Origin of the sequence: Brevundimonas sp. (assembly GCF_030656255.1) — a bacterium.
GTDB lineage: Bacteria > Pseudomonadota > Alphaproteobacteria > Caulobacterales > Caulobacteraceae > Brevundimonas.
Genome location: NZ_JAUSOE010000048.1, coordinates 24,619 through 40,732, shown reverse-complemented (window position 1 = coordinate 40,732; position 16,114 = coordinate 24,619). Strand labels below are relative to the sequence as shown.

The following is a 16,114-nucleotide window of genomic DNA, read 5'->3' as shown; positions in this document are numbered from 1 at the left end:
ATCACCTTCGTCGAGATCTCGGCCATCGCGGCGGCGGTCGAGATCACCGTCTCGATCCTGAAATACCGTGCGCCCGGCATGTCGTTGGACAAGATGCCGATCTTCGCCTGGTACGCCCTGGTCACGGCCCTGATGATCCTGACCGGCTTCCCGCCGCTGATCCTGGGCTCGATCCTGCTGGAGCTGGAACGGGCGTTTGGACTGCCCTTCTTCCAGGCCGAGTTCGGCGGCGACAGCCTGTTGTGGCAGCACCTGTTCTGGCTGTTCGGCCATCCTGAGGTCTACATCATCTTCCTGCCGGCGGCGGGGGTGATCTCGACCATCCTGCCGGTCATGTGTCGCACGACCCTGCTCGGCTACGGCTGGATCGTGGCCTCGGCCGTCGGCCTGGCCTTCCTGTCGTTCGGGATCTGGGTCCACCACATGTTCACGACCGGAATCCCGCACATGGGGCTGGCCTTCTTCTCGGCGGCCTCGACCCTGGTGGCCGTGCCGACCGGGGTTCAGCTGTTCGCCTGGATCGGCACCATGTGGAAGGGCAAACCCAGTCTGCGCATGCCTATGCTTCACCTGCTCGGCTTCTTTTTCACCTTCGTCATCGGCGGCCTGACGGGAGTCATGGTCGCAGTGGTGCCGTTCGACTGGCAGGCGCACGACACGGCCTTCATCACGGCCCACCTCCACTATGTCCTATTCGGCGGTTTCGTCTTTCCGATCCTGGCCGGGCTCTATTACTGGATGCCCCACGTCAGCGGCCGTGCGCGTTTCTTCCGGCTGGGCGAGCTGGCCTTCGCCCTGGTCTTCATCGGCTTCCACGTCACCTTCCTGGCCATGCACTGGGTCGGTCTGCTTGGCCAGCGGCGACGGATCTCGACCTATCTGCCGGAGGACGGCTGGACCACCGTCAACCTGATCTCGTCGATCGGCAGTTTCGTACTGGCCATCGGCATCGCCATGGTGATCGTCGACCTGGTGCTGCACGCCTTCACCGCGCGACGCAGCCGTCGTGATCCGTGGAAGGCGGGGACGCTGGAGTGGGCGATGATGACGCCGCCGCCGACGTATAATTTCGCCAGCTTGCCGCACGTGAACAGCCGCCAGCCGCTCGCCGACGATCCCGAGCTGACGCTTCGCCTCGCGCGCGGGGAGGGCTATTTGTCCGAGCCCGAACAGGGATGGCGCGAAAGCCTGACGGTCGATATCGCGACCGGCAAGCCGGACTTTCACATCATCTATCCGACCAATACCCGCCTGCCGATCCTGATGGCGGCGGTGACCGGCGTGTTCTTCGTCTCCCTGTTGCTGAAGTTCTATTGGACGGTTCCGCTGGCGGTGGTCGGGGTGACGATCCTGGCCTGGCGCTGGGCCTGGTCGCTGGGACGCACGAAGGATCTGCCGCCCCGCGCTATCGGCCAGGGGCTGGATCTGCTCACCGCCACCCAGGTCGGGCGCTCACCCCCCCGGTGGGGGTCGGCCTTCCTCCTGCCGGCCAACGCCACCTTCTTCGGCTCGCTTCTGTTCGGGTTCGCCTTCCTATGGACGGTCGCCCCCGCCTGGCCCCCGCCCGCGTGGTTCGACGCCTCTGCGGTTGAGCTGGCGGTTGGGTTCATCGGCGCAGGCCTCGGTGTGGTGTCGATCCGCCGGGCCGCGCGGGCCAATGCGCAGGGCGGGGAGGTTCGGGTCTGGCTCGGTCTCGCCCTCCTCGGCGCGTTGTTCCTGGCGGCGGCGGCCTTCGGCATTATGCTGCGCGCGCCGACGCCCTCGGACCACGCCTATGGCGCGACGCTTCTGGTGCTGGGAGGATATGCGCTGTTTCACGCTGCACTCGTGGCCCTGATGATCGCATTTCTGTGCGCGCGCGTGGTCCGGGGCTACACCTCGCCACGCCGTCATGCCGAGTTCCCCGTGGTGATCCTGTGGGTCGATTACCTTGCCGCGACCTCGGCGCTGATCCTCGCGGTGGCCCATCTTCCGGGGCTGGCGGCGTGAAGGACATCATCCGGATCCTGATCGCGCCCCTGGTCTGGCTGGCCAGCTTCAGCGCCGTTTATGCTTTGCACGGATTGATCTGCGGGCACGGGATCGACGGCACGGTGTTCGGTTTCCTTTCCCTCCCGCGCATGCTGATGGGCGCCGCCTACGGGGCCGCGGTGCTCGTTCAGTTGGGCTTGATCTGGGGGCTCCATTCCGAGCGTTTCAGTTCGCCCACGCCGTTCGTGCGTTTCGTCAGTCGCGCAACGGGTTGGGTCGGACTTGTCGCCGCCATCTGGAGCCTGCTTCCGACGGTGACTACGACCTATTGCCTTTGAGACGCGGCGTGTTGATCCGCGTCAAGGCCCTTCGGCCTGCCTCAGGCGGAAGAAGTCGGTCCTGTTAAAATACAGCCATGGATTTGACGGACTCGTCTATGACTAACGGGCTGCGCACCACCAGCCGGACGACATCGTGCGTGTTCTGAACCAGACGATGCGGCGCGAAAGAGCCTGGCTATGACGAGCACCGAGTCTTCCACCGCAGAGGCGGCAATGGCTCCCACTTCTGGTTGGCTTGCCCGGCTTCGCCCGCATGGCTGGGCCCTGTCGGTCTTGATGCTGTGCCAACTGGGACAGGTGACGGCGTCCCTGCTGCTTCCCGGGCTCAGCGCCGATATCATCGACAAGGGCATCGCTGCGGGGGCCGCGGGCACGATCCTGGGCTATGGCGGATGGATGGCGGCCGCCTCGCTGGCGCAACTGGTGCTCAGCGTCGCCGCGGTGGTGCTCGGCGCACGGATCGCCTTCCAGATCGGGCAGGCTCTGCGGGCCGACGTCTTCGCCAAGGTTCACAGCCTGGCCCTGGCGCAGGTCCAGAGCTTCAGCATCGGTTCCCTCATTACCCGCTGCACCAATGACGTGCTGCAGGTGCAGACCATGCTGACCATGATCCTGGTCATGATCGTGATCGCCCCGATCATGGGCATCGGCGGCGGCGTCATGGCCCTGCGTCAGGACGTGCAGTTGTCGAGGCTGTTGCTGATCGTGGTGCCGGTCCTGGCCCTGATCATCGGTTATCTGACGCTTCGCGCGACGCCGCTGTTCCAGCGGATGCAAGCCCAACTCGACGGGGTCAACACGATCTTGCGCGAACAGATAGACGGCATCCGCGTCATTCGCGCCTTCCTGCAGGAGGATCGCGAGAGCCGGCGGTTCGGGGCGGCCAACAACGAACTGACGGCGACCGCCCTCCATGCCGGGCGGCTGATGGCGACCATCAGCCCGGCGGTGACTGCGGTGATGCAGTTGGCCTCAGTGGCCCTGGTCTGGGCCGGCGCGGGCCGGATCATCAGCGGCGATCTGCAGATCGGGGCGCTGATCTCGTTTCTGTCCTACGTCTCGCTGATCCTGATCTCGGTGATGATGATGGGCATGCTGGTGGTGCTGTTGCCGCGCGCCCTGGTCAGCGCCCGACGGATCGGCGAACTGCTGCGGAGCGAGGTCATGGTGGGCCCGCCCGCCCGGCCGCAGGCCCTGCCGGCGAAGGGGACCGGCCTGCCCCTGCGCTTCGAGGCGGTCAGCTTCGGCTATCCCGGCGCCGAGGCCATGGTGCTGGAGGCCATCGACTTCGCGGTCGATCCGGGCGAGGTCCTGGGCATTATCGGAGCCACCGGCTCGGGCAAGTCCACCATCGTCAATCTGATCGCGCGGCTGGACGATCCGACCACGGGACGAATTCTGCTCGGCGGCGTCGATCGGAAGACGATCGCGCCCGAGGCGCTGAACGGACGGATCGGCTATGTGCCGCAAAAGACCTATCTCTTCTCGGGCTCGGTGGCGGACAGTCTGCGGTTCGGCAATCCGCAGGCCGATGACGCCGCCCTCTGGCGCGCCCTCGAGATCGCCCAGGCCGCCGATTTCATCCGCGCCCTGCCGGAGCAGTTGGCGGCGCCCGTGGCCCAGGGCGGGACGAATTTTTCCGGCGGTCAGCGACAGCGGCTGGCCATCGCCAGGGCGCTGGTTTGCGACGCCGATCTCTATCTGTTCGACGACAGTTTCTCGGCGCTCGATCAGGCCACCGACGCGCGGCTGCGGGCGGAGCTTCGCCGCGCGACCGCCCATGCGGTCACGGTGACCGTCAGCCAGCGTGTCGCCTCGATCAAGGACGCGGACCGCATCCTGGTGCTCGATCGCGGAAAGATCGCCGGGTACGCGACGCATGAGGCCCTGGTGCGGGACTGCCCCATCTATGCCGACATCGTCCGCTCGCAGCAGGGCGTGACGGAGGACGCCGCATGAGCAAGGTGGAGGAGTCGCGCCCGGTCGCCCTCTCAAGCCCGGCCTCGGGCGCGCGGGGGCAACGCACGCCCGGCGCCGCGATTGGCGGGGAGAAGCCGAAGGACGCCGGCAATACGGCGCTGGCGATCTGGCGGGCGCTTGGCGCCAGCCCACTGGTCCTCATCGCCATCCTGATCCTGACCGTCGGCAGCGTGGCGGCCAGCACGATCGGGCCATGGCAACTAGGCGAGGCGACGGATCTTCTGGTCAGCGACGGCTTCAACAACGCCGCGCTGGTGCGCCAGCTCATGATCGTCGCGGCCATCTATCTCATCGCCTCCCTGCTTAACCTGGCCCAGACCTGGATCATCAACGAACTGGTGCAGACGCTGGGCCGCGAACTACGGTCCCAGGCGCAGGCGAAGCTTTCAGCGGTGCCGCTGAGCTGGTTCGACGCCCAACCCCGCGGCGAGGTGCTGTCGCGGTTCACCAACGATATCGACAATGTGGTTCAGAACCTGCAGCAGGTCGCCAGCCAGGTGTTCCTGATGCTGCTGACGATCGTCGGCGTTCTGGCGATGATGGTCGTGCTCTCCCTGCCGCTGGCAGGCGTCGCTGTGGCGGCGATCGGCGTCTCCCTGGTGCTGACCTGGCTTCTCACGCGGGTCTCGGGGCCCCAGTTCGCCGCCCAGTGGCGCGAGACGGGAAATTTGAACGCCACTGTGGAGGAGAGCTTCACCGGCCAGACCCTGATCCGGGTGTTCGGGGCGCGCGACCGGATTGAGGCGCGCTTCGCCGATCAGAACGCGGCCCTGACCAAGGCCAGCCGGACCGCCCAGATCCTGGCCAGCCTGATCCAGCCCGTGACCTCGGTCGTGACCAACCTGGCCTATGTGGCGGTGGTCGTCTTTGGCGCCTTTCGCGTGCTCGCCGGCGGGCTGTCGCTGGGCGAATTGCAGGCCTTCATCCAGTATATTCGGCAGATCGGGCAACCGGTCTCCCAGCTGGGAAGCATGGCAGCGCAGGTGCAGTCCGCTCTAGCGTCGGCCGAGCGGGTCTTCGAACTGCTCGACGCGCCGGAAATGTCGCCGGATGAAGCCGGAGAAGGCCGGTTGGAACGCCGAGTCTCCGGCCATGTATCCTTCGATCACGTCCGGTTCCGCTATCAGCCCGATCAGCCCCTGTTTGAGGACGTGAGCTTCGAGGCAAAGCCCGGCCAGATGATCGCCATCGTCGGCCCGACCGGGGCGGGGAAGACCACCCTGGTCAACCTGCTGATGCGGTTTTACGAGATCGACGATGGCGCCATCCGGCTCGACGGCGTCGACATCCGTGAGCTGTCGCGCTCGGAACTGCGCGGCCGGATCGCCATGGTGCTGCAGGACACCTGGCTGTTCACGGGCACGATCCATGACAACATCGCCTTTGGCCGCCCGGACAGCAGCCGCGAGGCGGTGGTCGCCGCCGCCCAACGTTGCCACGTCGATGATTTCGTCCGGACCCTGCCTGGCGGGTACGATACAGTGCTGGAGAATGGCGGCGCCGCGCTGTCACAGGGCCAGCGCCAGCTCATGACCATCGCCCGCGCCTTCCTTCTGGACGCGCCTATCCTGGTGCTCGACGAGGCCACGAGTTCGGTCGACACCCGCACGGAGATGCTGATCCAGAAGGCCATGTCCGAGCTGCGTCAGGGCCGGACCAGCTTCGTCATCGCCCACAGGCTGTCGACCATCCGCGACGCCGACCTGATCGTCTATATGGAGGCCGGCAACGTCCGCGAGACGGGTTCCCACGACGCGTTGATGGCGCTGAAGGGCGGCTACTGGACACTGCAGCAGGGCGCAGCGGCGCAGCCGTCGCGAGACATCGAGACTGCGGGGGGCGACCCGAAACTACAGGCTTCGGCGTCGTAACCGCGTCCCGGGTAGAGCGACGCGCAAGAAGACGACGCCAGGCTCTTCGGCTGCACGGATCACCTGAGGGGGACTATGTTCCGGCGGGCCTCGCGGCGGCCCAGCAGGTCGGCGGAATCCTGATCCCCGGACCATGATCTAAGCCGTCCCGGCCAACTCCGCGAGCACGTCGGTCAGGTCGTGGAAGGCGGCGTTGGCGGCGGGAACGCCGCAATAGATCGCCGATTGAAGAATGACTTCCTTGAGCAGGTCCGCCGGCATGTCATGCTTGAGGGCGGCGCGCAGGTGGAGTTTCAGTTCGTCCGACCGGTTCAGGGCAATCATCATCGATATGGTCATCATCCGGCGTGTCGGATGATCGATGGCTTCGCGGGTCCAGATCGTGCCCCAGGCGTAGCGGGTGATCAGGTCCTGGAACTCGGCGGTGTACTCTGTCGTGTTCTTGATGGAGCGATCGACGTGGATGTCGCCCAGCACGCTGCGGCGGGTCTTGAAGCCCAGTTCGAGGCGTTCGGCTTCATCCATGGTCAGGACTCCAGATGGGCGATGACAGCGCCGGTGAAGGCGTCCGGCTGTTCGAGGTTGGACAGGTGGGCGGCGTCTAGGACGATGTGGCGCGCGCCGGGGATGGCGTCGGCCAGGGCCTGGGTCTGGACCGGCGGGGTGGAGACGTCCGATGCACCGCCGATCACCAGAGTGGGCGAGTTGATGGCGGCGACGGCCTCGCTCAGATCGGCGTCGCGGAGGGCGGCGCAGCAACCGATATAGCCGTGGGCAGGGGTGGCGATCAAAGCCGCCCGCACCGGAGCAATGACCTCGGGATGGGCGCCTATGAAGGCGGCGTCGAAGAAGCGACCCACCGCCATGTCGGCGATGCAGGCCATGCCGCCGCCGCGCACGGCGGCGATCCGCTGGTTCCAACCGTCGGCGGAACCGATGCGAGCGGCTGTGTTGGCCAGGATCAGTCGGTCGAGCCTATCCGGAAACTTCAGGGCGAAGGTCTGGGCGACGGCGCCGCCCAGCGACAGACCGCAGACGTGAGCCCGCGCGGCGCCCGCGGTGTCGAGTACGGCGGCCAAGTCCCTGGCCAGCCGATCCAGCGTATAGTCCCCCTCCGGCGCTTCCGAACGGCCGTGGCCGCGCGTGTCGAACCGGATCAGGCGCAGGCGCTGGGCCAGGGGTTCGACTTGCGGCGCCCACATCTCGACAGTGGAGCCGATGGAGTTGGCGAGCAGCAGGACGGGGGCGTCAGCCGGGCCGTCTTCGGTCCACCACAGGGAGACGCCGTCATCGGTCAGGGCAGTCGGCACGTCAGTCGTCCTTCAGAACGCGGTCGATGAAGCCGTGCGTGACGCCGAGACGGCGGGAGGGATCGAACAGGGCGGTCAGGTCGTCGTCGCTCAAGTTCGCCGCGACCTCCGGCAGGGTCTTCAGCACCGCGATCAAGGGGCGCCGCTCAGCCACGGCGGTCTTGGAGGCGGCCTCGACCAGGGCGTGGGCTTCGGCCCTGCCGAGCCTGGGCGCCAGGGCCAGAGCCACGCCCTCGGCCAAGGGCAGCCCCTGGGTCAGGTCCAGGTTGGCGCGCATCCGGGCGGTGTCGATTCCCAGCCCCTCCAGGATCTCGGCCGCATGGTCGGCGGCGCCGGCGGCGAGGCGAAACAACTCCGGCAAGACTTCCCATTCGGCGTGCCAACCGCCGACGGCGCGCTCGTGTTCTTGCGGCAGCACGGACAGCAGAGTCGAGGCCAAGCCTGGCGCGCGGGCGGCGGCGGCCACGAGGACGACCGCGCCGACGGGGTTGCGTTTGTGCGGCATGGCGGACGAGCCGCCCTTGCCGGCGGCGGCGGGTTCCAAGGTTTCGCCGACCTCGGTCTGCATCATCAGAGCGATATCGCGACCGATCTTGCCCAGCACGCCGATCTGCAGGGCCAGGGCGGCCCCCAGATCGGCGATCCGTTCGCGGCGCGTATGCCAGGGCAGGGCGGCTTCGGGCAGGCCGAGAGCCTGGGCGAGGGCGGCGCTGATCCGCAGGCCCGCATCATCGAGGGCGCTCAAGGTGCCGGCTGCGCCGCCAAACTGCAGTCGGGCGGCGGCGTTCACGGCCTCCGTCAGTCGTTGATCGACGTAGCGGACGCTGTCGAGCCAACCCGCACACTTCAGCCCGAAGGTGGTAGGAAGGGCGTGCTGCAACAGGGTGCGACCCGCCATAAGGGTGTCGCGGTGGGTTTCGGTCAAGGTCGTCAGCGCCGCCGTGATCCGGGCGCGGACCGGCGCCATGGCGGCGTCCGCCGCGACGATCTGCAGCGCCAGGCCGGTATCGATGACGTCCTGGCTGGTCGCGCCCCAATGAACGAACCGGGCGGCCTCGGGCGCGGCGGCCTGCACCTGCGCCGTCAGGGCCTTGACCAGGGGAATGGCCGGATTGCCAGCCAGACGCGTCGCCTCGGCCAACTGGCCGATGTCATACGGGTCGGGATCGCAGGCGGCGGCGATGGCGGGCGCGGCCTGGGAGGGGATCAGTCCGGCTTCGGCCTGGACCTGGGCCAGGGCGGCTTCGAACCGCAGCATGGCCTCCAGGCGGTAACGGTCGGCGAAGATCGCCTCCACCGCCGCGTCCCCGAACAGCCGTCCCGTCAGTATGCTCAAGCCCAGGTCTCCCGGATCAGACGTCGAAGAAGACCGTTTCGTCGGCCCCCTGCAGGCGGATGTCCAGCCGGTAGCCGCCAGGGACGGGCGTAGCGATCAGGGTGGCGCGCCGATCCTCGGGAACCAGGGCCAGGATTGGATCTTCGGCGTTCGAGGCTTCGTCCGCGAAGTACAGGCGGGTGCAAAGGCGTTTGATGACGCCGCGCGCCTGAACCCCCACAGCGATATGGGGCGCCTGCAGGCCGTTGCCGGGACCGGGCGCGCGGCCGGGCTTCACGGTGCGGAAGCGGTAGACGCCGTTCTGGTCGGTCGACGAACGGCCGAAGCCGATGAAACCCTGGTCCAACGGCAGATCGGCGCGATCGTCCTGCGGGTCAGCATATCGCCCCGCCGAATTGGCCTGCCAGATTTCGATCATGGCGTCCGTGACTGGCGCGCCGTCGGCGTCATACACGACACCCGAGATCTCGATCGACTCGCCCGTCACCTTGCCGCGGGGGGTGGTGTTTGGATTGAGGACATAATGACCTTCGGGGATCAGATCCATGCGAGCGCCCAGGTCGGCGCCGACCTCGATCAGGTCCGCGCCGCCCTTCCACGCCAGGCCGTAGTGGAAATAGGGGCCCACGGTCTGCCAGGGGGTTTGTCCAGCCATGCTTAGGCCTCCATCGGGGTGGCGTGACGTCCGCGCAGGACAATGTCGAAGATGTAGCCGAGGGCGTAGTGATCTTCCGTCGTCTCGATGTCGAAGCGCGACACTAGACGCTGAACCGCCGCCTCGGGGATGGCCTGGCAGATGGGGTCGATGGCGATCAGCGGGTCGCCGGGAAAATACATCTGGGTCACCAGGCGCGTCGCGAAGGCCGGCCCCAGCAGGGAGAAGTGAATATGTTCCGGCCGCCAGGCGTTGAAGTGGTTCTTCCATGGATAGGCGCCGGGCTTGATGGTGATGAAGCGATAGCGGCCCTGGTCGTCGGTGACGACATGGCCGGCCCCGGTGAAGTTCGGGTCCAATGGCGCGTTCCACTGATCGTTCTTGTGGATGTAGCGGCCGGCGGCGTTGGCCTGCCACACCTCGACGACGGTGTTGGGTACTGGGCGGCCGTTCTCGTCCAGCACACGGCCGGAGACGATGATCCGCTGACCCAGCGGCTCAGCCTTGTGCTGTTTGGTCAGGTCCATCACGGCTGGACCCATCAGTTGGTCCCAGACGCCCGTGGGGCCGGTCACCTCGGTCAGGGTGTGGGGGACGCTCACCAGAGGCTGGCGCGGCGAGCGGGCGATCGTCGAACGATAGTCGGGTGAAAGGGAGGCGGGATGGCCGCCCTTCTCTTCGCGGTAGTATTCGATGACATCGGCCATGATCAGACCCTCTCGATGACGATGGATACGCCCTGTCCGACGCCGACGCACATGGTGATCAGCGCCAGACAGCCGTCAGTTTTTTCCAGGGCGTGGGCGGCGGTCAGGGACAGGCGGGCGCCGGTCATCCCCAAAGGGTGACCCAAAGCTATGCCGCCGCCGTGCGGGTTTATCCGGCTGTCGAACGGATCGACGCCCAGCTCGCGCATGGAGGCGATCACCTGACTGGCGAAGGCCTCGTTGAACTCGATCAGGTCGAAATCGGCCATGGTCAGTTTCAACCGGTCCAGCAACTTGCGCGTCGAATAGATGGGGCCGACGCCCATGATGTCCGGTTCGACCCCGGCCGAGGCGAAGCCCAGGATGCGGGCGCGCGGCGTCAACCCCTGTGCGGCCGCGCCGCCCTTGGAGGCGACGAACATGGCGGCGGCACCGTCATTGATGCCCGAGGCGTTGCCGGCGGTCACCGTGCCGTCGGGGCGGACGACCGGCTTCAGCTTGGCCATCATCTCCAGCGAGGTTTCGCGCGGATATTCGTCGGCGTCGAAGACGAAGGGCTTGCCCTTGGCGTCCTTCGCCTCGACCGGGATTATCTCTTCGGCGTGGAAGGCGCGCGCCGCCGCGGCCTTTTCCTGGCTCCAGAGGCCGAAGCGATCCTGGTCCTCGCGGCTGACCTTGTAGCGGTCAGCGACCATCTCGCCGGTCTCAGGCATGGACGCCGCGCCATAGAGGGATTTCATGACCGGGTTGACGAAACGCCAGCCGACGACCGTGTCCTCGATCTGTGCGCCCCGCTGAAAGGCGGACGTCGCCTTGGCCATGACGAGCGGGGCGCGGGTCATGGATTCGACCCCGCCGGCGATGGTCAGTTCGGCCTCTCCGGTCTTGATGGCTCGAGCCGCGGCTCCGACCGCGTCGGCGCCGGATGCGCATAGACGGTTCAGGGTGACGCCGGGAACGCTGACCGGAAGGCCCGCCAGCAGGGCGGCCATGCGGGCGATATCGCGATTGTCCTCGCCGGCCTGATTGGCGCAGCCGTAGAAGACCTCGTCGATGGCGGCGGGATCGACGCTGTTGCGGTCCATCAGCGCCTTCAGCGGAACGGCGGCCAGATCGTCGGCGCGGACGTGGGCCAGCGAGCCGGTGTATTTGCCGATCGGGGTCCGCGCTGCATCGCAGATGAAGGCCTCGGTCATCGGAAATTCCCCGTATCCAGCGTCGCCTCGGTCTTGGCGAGGACCTCCGACACTTCGACGTCCGGGGCCAGTTCCACCAGGGTCAGGCCCGAACCGTCGGGCTTCACATCGAACACGCCCAGATCCGTGATGATCCGATCGACCACGCCCGCGCCGGTCAGGGGGAGCTTGCATCGTTTAAGCAGCTTCGACTGCCCATGCTTGTTGGCGTGATCCATGATCACCACTACGCGCTTGACGCCGGCGACCAGATCCATGGCCCCGCCCATCCCCTTCAGCATCTTGCCGGGGATGGTCCAGTTGGCGATGTCCCCGTTCTCGGCGCACTCCATCGAGCCCAGAATGGTCAGATCGACATGGCCGCCGCGGATCATGGCGAAGCTGGCGGCGCTGTCGAAGAAGCTCGAGGTCGGCAGCTGAGTGATCGTCTGTTTGCCGGCGTTGATCAGGTCGGGGTCGGCTTCGCCCTCGTAAGGGAAGGGCCCCATGCCCAGCATGCCGTTCTCGGATTGAAGAGTGACGTGCATCCCCTCGGGGATATGGTTGGCGACCAGGGTCGGGATGCCGATGCCCAGATTGACGTAGAAGCCGTCCTTGAGCTCGAGCGCCGCACGCTGGGCCATTTGTTCGCGGGACCAGGGCATCAGGCGGTCTCCTCGGAACGCGGCCGGGTGGTCAGTTTCTCGATTTTCTTTTCATTGACGGTCGAGACGATGATCCGGTCCACGTAGATGCCCGGCGTGTGTATGGCGTCGGCGTCGAGCGCACCGGCCTCCACCAGCTCCTCCACCTCGACCACCGTGATCGCCCCTGCCGTCGCCATAACCGGATTGAAGTTGCGCGCGGTCTTGCGGAAGACGAGATTGCCTTCCGGGTCCGCCTTCCACGCCTTCACGATCGACAGGTCGGCCTTCAGCCAGGTCTCGCGCACATAGTCGCGGCCTTCGAAACGTTCGACAGGCTTGTTGTCGGCGACGACCGTGCCCACGCCGGTCGGCGTGTAGAAGGCGGGAATACCGGCCCCGCCGGCCCGGATGCGCTCGGCCAGCGTGCCTTGCGGATTGAGCTCCAGCTCAAGCTCGCCAGACAGATACAGGCTCTCGAACAGCTTGTTTTCGCCCACGTAGGACGAAATCATCTTCTGGATTTGACCATTGTCGAGCAGCATCCACAGGCCGAACCCATCGGCGCCGCAGTTGTTGGAAATGACCGTCAACTTCCTGACGCCCGCGTCACGCACGGCAGGGATCAGGGATTCCGGATTGCCGGACAGACCGAACCCGCCGGACATGATCGTCATCCCGTCGAACAGCACGCCTTCCAGCGCGGCCTTAGGCGAAGGATAGATCTTGCCGGTCATCACAGCCGCTCCAGCGGCAGGCCGACATAGTTCTCAGCCAGCACCATCTGGGCCGCATGAGATTGGGCCAGATAATCGATCTCTGCGGTTTGGAGACGGCGGTCGATATCCGACGTTTCCGGAAAGCGATGGGTCAGGCTTGTAAACCACCAAGAAAACCGTTCGGCCTTCCACACCCTTCGCAGCGCCAGGTCCGAATAGTTGTTCAGGCGGCGGATATCGTCCCGCAGACAAGCCTGAACCAGCGCGTCGGACAGGATGGCCACATCCGAGGCGGCCAGGTTCAACCCCTTGGCGCCGGTCGGGGGGACGATGTGTGCGGCGTCGCCAGCGAGGAAGAGGCGGCCCCACCGCATCGGTTCGGCGACGAAGCTGCGCAGAGGCGCGATCGATTTTTCCGTCGAGGGCGCCCGCGTCAGCTTCTCGGCGTCTTCGCCGAGCCGGATCGCCAGCTCGTCGTAGAACCGGTCATCGCTCCAGTCCTCGACCCGGTCGGTCAGAGGGCATTGGACATAGTAGCGGCTGCGGGTCGGCGAGCGCATGCTGGCGAGGGCGAAACCGCGGGCGTGGTTGGCGTAAATGAGTTCGTGATCGACAGGGGGCGCATCCGCGATGATGCCGAGCCAGCCGAACGGGTAGACCTTTTCAAAGGTCCGCAATACGGAGGGCGGAATGGAGGCGCGGCTGACGCCGTGGTACCCGTCGCAGCCCGCGACATAGTCGCATCGCAGCTCATGATCTTGCCCGTCTGATCGCCAGCGAACGATGGGATGATCCGTGTCGAGATCGCTCAGGGTGACGTCTTCCAGGTCAAAGAGGATCTGAACGTCGCGTTCCTCGGCGGCGTCGAAGAGATCCTTCATCACCTCCTGCTGGCCATAGACCGTCACCGTCCGACCGCCGGTGCATTCGGCGAAGTCGATCCGGAACGACTGACCGTCGCGCGACAGCCGCGTGCCGCCATGCACCAGGCCTTCGCGTCGCAGGCGCTGGTCGAGGCCCAGCTCCGCCAGCAGATCGACGGTGACCTGTTCGAGCACCCCCGCCCTGACCCGCGCCTCGACATAGGCGCGGTCCCGACGTTCGAGGACCAAACAATCGACGCCCGCACGACGAAGCTTGTGGGCGAGCAGCAGGCCTGCGGGACCCGCTCCGATAATGGCGACTTGTGTGCGCAAAGGAATTCCTTTCGTTTCCAGAGCGGCGCCTCGAGCGCGCTCGGTCGGACGAACTTCATCGAGAAGGGCTGCCCTCGACGCTTTCATTGACCGTCGGCGGCGGCCATCAAGGCAGCAGCCTGTGTGACATATCGGTACCGAGCAGTACGTTATTAGAGGGGAGTTGACCAGCGCATATGTGAGGAATTCCATATATACCGGAATTTTGTTGCTGTAACTCGTCCCCCATGTCTGGGGAACCCTCAGCACGGAACATCAAGGACGTCCCGATGACCTCATCACCGTCGCGCAAAGGGCGATGCGGCAAGGTCAGGGCCTTGCTCCTCGGTGCCCGGCTCGAGCCGATGGGGTGCACCGCGCAACCGCACATCGCACGCGGCGCCGCTGACCAGGGCGACGCTTAGCCGTGATCACTGCCCAGTCACCCGCGCTTGATATGGATCGGGCGCCTAGATAGCGCCCCTCAATTGACGCCAGGCCCACGCGACGTGTTGAGATCCGCAGACGGGCTTAGAACGGCGCGGGTTGAATCGACCGTGCCATTTCGGCGATGTCCTGGCTGAACTGCAATCGCGAAGTCGCGTCGCGGTAGAACATGTGGCCGCCCGTATAGCAGTGATAGGTCATGACTGATCGCAGCGTGTCCGGCAGGCGGCGATGTAGTTCGTCATTGGCGGTGCAACTGGACAGGGAGTCGTACTGTCCGGCGGCGACCAGAACCTTCAGTCCCGGCGCCAAGGCGATGGCCTCTTCGGTTCCGGGCAGGGGTGGGCCGATCCGGGGTGGGCCGCCGCCGCGCTGGATGGCTTCGCGGATCGCGGCTTCCACCTGTTCCGGAGAGGCGTCGATAGTGGCGTAGTTCCAGCGCTCGCCTACGCCGGCCGGGTAACGGTCGTGGGGCGCGTAGCCGACGTCGCCTTCCCGGAGACCCACATAGGGGAGGTCGGTCACATAGCCCAGGTCACGGCGCAGATAGCGGTCGATGGAGTCGTTAAAGTTCGTGGGCGGGTTTTCGGTCAAGCGCATGTCGAAAATGTTCAACGTGCGGCCTTCGGCCTGGAGGACGCCGCGCAGGTATTGTCGCGGGGTGAAGGTCAGGCTGGTCCGATCAACGAGATCGACGGGGATCCCCGTGAAACGGGAGAGGTCGGCGGCGATGGCGGTGCGCTCTGCTTCGGACAGGTCTGCGGCTTTGATCAGCGCGGGCTGATAGACATCGCGCGCCCAGGTCTCGGCGGCGCGTCGGACGGCGTCAGGGCCGTCGCCGAGGGTGGGGTCCAGCTTGCCGTGGAAGAGGGCGACGGGCGCCAGGTCGGCGACGCTCAGCGCCGTCGCGGCCTCCTTGGGGAGATAGGCGGTGTTGAGGCCGTCCCCTCCCGAAATCAGGATCAGGCCGTGGACGGGGACGCCTTGGTTGAGAAGCCGGTAGGCGACGCTGGCGGCGCGTCCGGCGCCCCAGCTTTCGCCCGCGAGGAGCACGGGACGATCCTGCGCCTCGTGCAGAAGGATCCAGGAACGGACGAACTCGGCGACCGAGGCGACATCGCCCACCGTGCCGTAGAATTCGTCTCCGGCCTCGGGGGTGACCGGGCGGCTGAAGCCGGTTCCGATGGGATCGACAAAGACCAGGTCCGCGTCGGCAAGCCATGTCTCTGCATTGTCGACCAGGTGATCGCCTTCGCCACGGCGAGGGCCGGCGACTTCGAAATGGAGTGTGGCGGAGTTGGCGCCGGGGCCGCCGTTCCAGATGAAGATCAAGGGGCGCGGCGCGCGGCTGGGCGTGCGGTAGCTGATATAGCCCATGAAACCGCGCGGTTCGGTCGTTTCCACGTCGCGGATTGCGATCCGGCCGATCTCCGCGACATAGTCGAGCCTGCCCCCGCCGGTGCGGATGCTGTGTCTGGTTTCGACGGGCGAGGGGGGCACGGCCGAGCGTTCCGAGAACCGCGGTGATGATGCAGACGGTGTTTCGGCGAGGGCGGGCCCCAACACTGTTTGCAGACCAGCACAGATGATCAGGGCAAGACCGGCGATCCGTCGTCGAACTATCATCTGCAGTCTCAAGCTGTGTCTGTGCGTGTGGGGGCAAACTACGACGTCAAGGTCGCAATCATTATGCAAACTTGACGGCTGCCCCCGCGTCTCATGACGAAAATCGCTCGGGAGCGTTTGAAGGCGAATAGATTTTGAGTCGCCTTCAAGGCATGCC

Annotated in this window: 14 protein-coding genes; 4 read left to right on the top strand and 10 right to left on the bottom strand. The window is 66.2% G+C overall.

The features are described 5' to 3' along the window. From Q7J26_RS05325 to Q7J26_RS05310, 4 genes are all read left to right on the top strand, one after another. Nucleotides 1–1,989: cbb3-type cytochrome c oxidase subunit I (locus Q7J26_RS05325; RefSeq protein ID WP_304935461.1), on the top strand; the 1,989-nt coding region annotated here is incomplete at its 5' end. Further along, on the top strand, nucleotides 1,986–2,309 hold the full coding sequence (locus Q7J26_RS05320) for a hypothetical protein (protein WP_304935460.1): 324 nt from the start codon (nucleotides 1,986–1,988) through the stop codon (nucleotides 2,307–2,309). The genes Q7J26_RS05325 and Q7J26_RS05320, both read left to right, overlap by 4 nt. 216 nt (nucleotides 2,310–2,525) lie before the next feature. Next, nucleotides 2,526–4,271 carry an ABC transporter ATP-binding protein gene (locus Q7J26_RS05315; protein ID WP_304935459.1) on the top strand — a complete coding sequence of 582 codons (1,746 nt, stop codon included), beginning with the start codon at nucleotides 2,526–2,528 and terminating at the stop codon, nucleotides 4,269–4,271. After that, complete coding sequence (locus tag Q7J26_RS05310) at nucleotides 4,268–6,163, top strand: ABC transporter ATP-binding protein (RefSeq protein ID WP_304935458.1); 1,896 nt, start codon at nucleotides 4,268–4,270, stop codon at nucleotides 6,161–6,163. The genes Q7J26_RS05315 and Q7J26_RS05310 overlap by 4 nt, the downstream gene beginning before the upstream one ends. 138 nt (nucleotides 6,164–6,301) lie before the next feature. Here the strand turns inward: Q7J26_RS05310 and pcaC are convergent, their stop codons facing one another. The 10 genes from pcaC to Q7J26_RS05260 form a co-directional block, all read right to left on the bottom strand. Further along, nucleotides 6,302–6,688 (bottom strand): 4-carboxymuconolactone decarboxylase, encoded by a 387-nt coding sequence (gene pcaC, locus Q7J26_RS05305; protein WP_304935457.1) that lies wholly within the window; start codon nucleotides 6,686–6,688, stop codon nucleotides 6,302–6,304. Between the two features lie 2 nt (nucleotides 6,689–6,690). Further along, the gene (pcaD, locus tag Q7J26_RS05300; RefSeq protein WP_304935456.1) at nucleotides 6,691–7,473 is read right to left on the bottom strand and encodes a 3-oxoadipate enol-lactonase; all 783 of its coding nucleotides are present in this window, start codon (nucleotides 7,471–7,473) and stop codon (nucleotides 6,691–6,693) included. 1 nt (nucleotide 7,474) lies between these two features. Then, a complete protein-coding gene (gene pcaB / locus Q7J26_RS05295; RefSeq protein WP_304935455.1) occupies nucleotides 7,475–8,809 on the bottom strand; it encodes a 3-carboxy-cis,cis-muconate cycloisomerase in 1,335 nt (444 codons plus the stop codon). Nucleotides 8,810–8,825: 16 nt separating this feature from the next. Further along, complete coding sequence (gene pcaG / locus Q7J26_RS05290) at nucleotides 8,826–9,464, bottom strand: protocatechuate 3,4-dioxygenase subunit alpha (protein ID WP_304935454.1); 639 nt, start codon at nucleotides 9,462–9,464, stop codon at nucleotides 8,826–8,828. Nucleotides 9,465–9,466: 2 nt separating this feature from the next. Continuing rightward, nucleotides 9,467–10,171, bottom strand: a complete 705-nt coding sequence (gene pcaH, locus Q7J26_RS05285) for a protocatechuate 3,4-dioxygenase subunit beta (protein WP_304935453.1) — start codon at nucleotides 10,169–10,171, stop codon at nucleotides 9,467–9,469. 2 nt (nucleotides 10,172–10,173) lie between these two features. Further along, a complete protein-coding gene (gene pcaF / locus Q7J26_RS05280; protein WP_304935452.1) occupies nucleotides 10,174–11,367 on the bottom strand; it encodes a 3-oxoadipyl-CoA thiolase in 1,194 nt (397 codons plus the stop codon). Beyond that, nucleotides 11,364–12,011, bottom strand: a complete 648-nt coding sequence (locus tag Q7J26_RS05275; RefSeq protein WP_304935451.1) for a CoA transferase subunit B — start codon at nucleotides 12,009–12,011, stop codon at nucleotides 11,364–11,366. The genes pcaF and Q7J26_RS05275 overlap by 4 nt, the downstream gene beginning before the upstream one ends. Then, a complete protein-coding gene (locus tag Q7J26_RS05270) occupies nucleotides 12,011–12,727 on the bottom strand; it encodes a CoA transferase subunit A (protein ID WP_304935450.1) in 717 nt (238 codons plus the stop codon). Before Q7J26_RS05270 ends, Q7J26_RS05275 begins: the two co-directional genes overlap by 1 nt. After that, the gene (gene pobA / locus Q7J26_RS05265) at nucleotides 12,727–13,905 is read right to left on the bottom strand and encodes a 4-hydroxybenzoate 3-monooxygenase (RefSeq protein ID WP_304935449.1); all 1,179 of its coding nucleotides are present in this window, start codon (nucleotides 13,903–13,905) and stop codon (nucleotides 12,727–12,729) included. The genes Q7J26_RS05270 and pobA overlap by 1 nt, the downstream gene beginning before the upstream one ends. A 510-nt stretch (nucleotides 13,906–14,415) precedes the next feature. Continuing rightward, entirely contained in the window at nucleotides 14,416–15,831 is a 1,416-nt protein-coding gene (locus tag Q7J26_RS05260) for a peptidase S10 (RefSeq protein ID WP_304935448.1), read from the bottom strand. Nucleotides 15,832–16,114 lie beyond the last annotated feature (283 nt).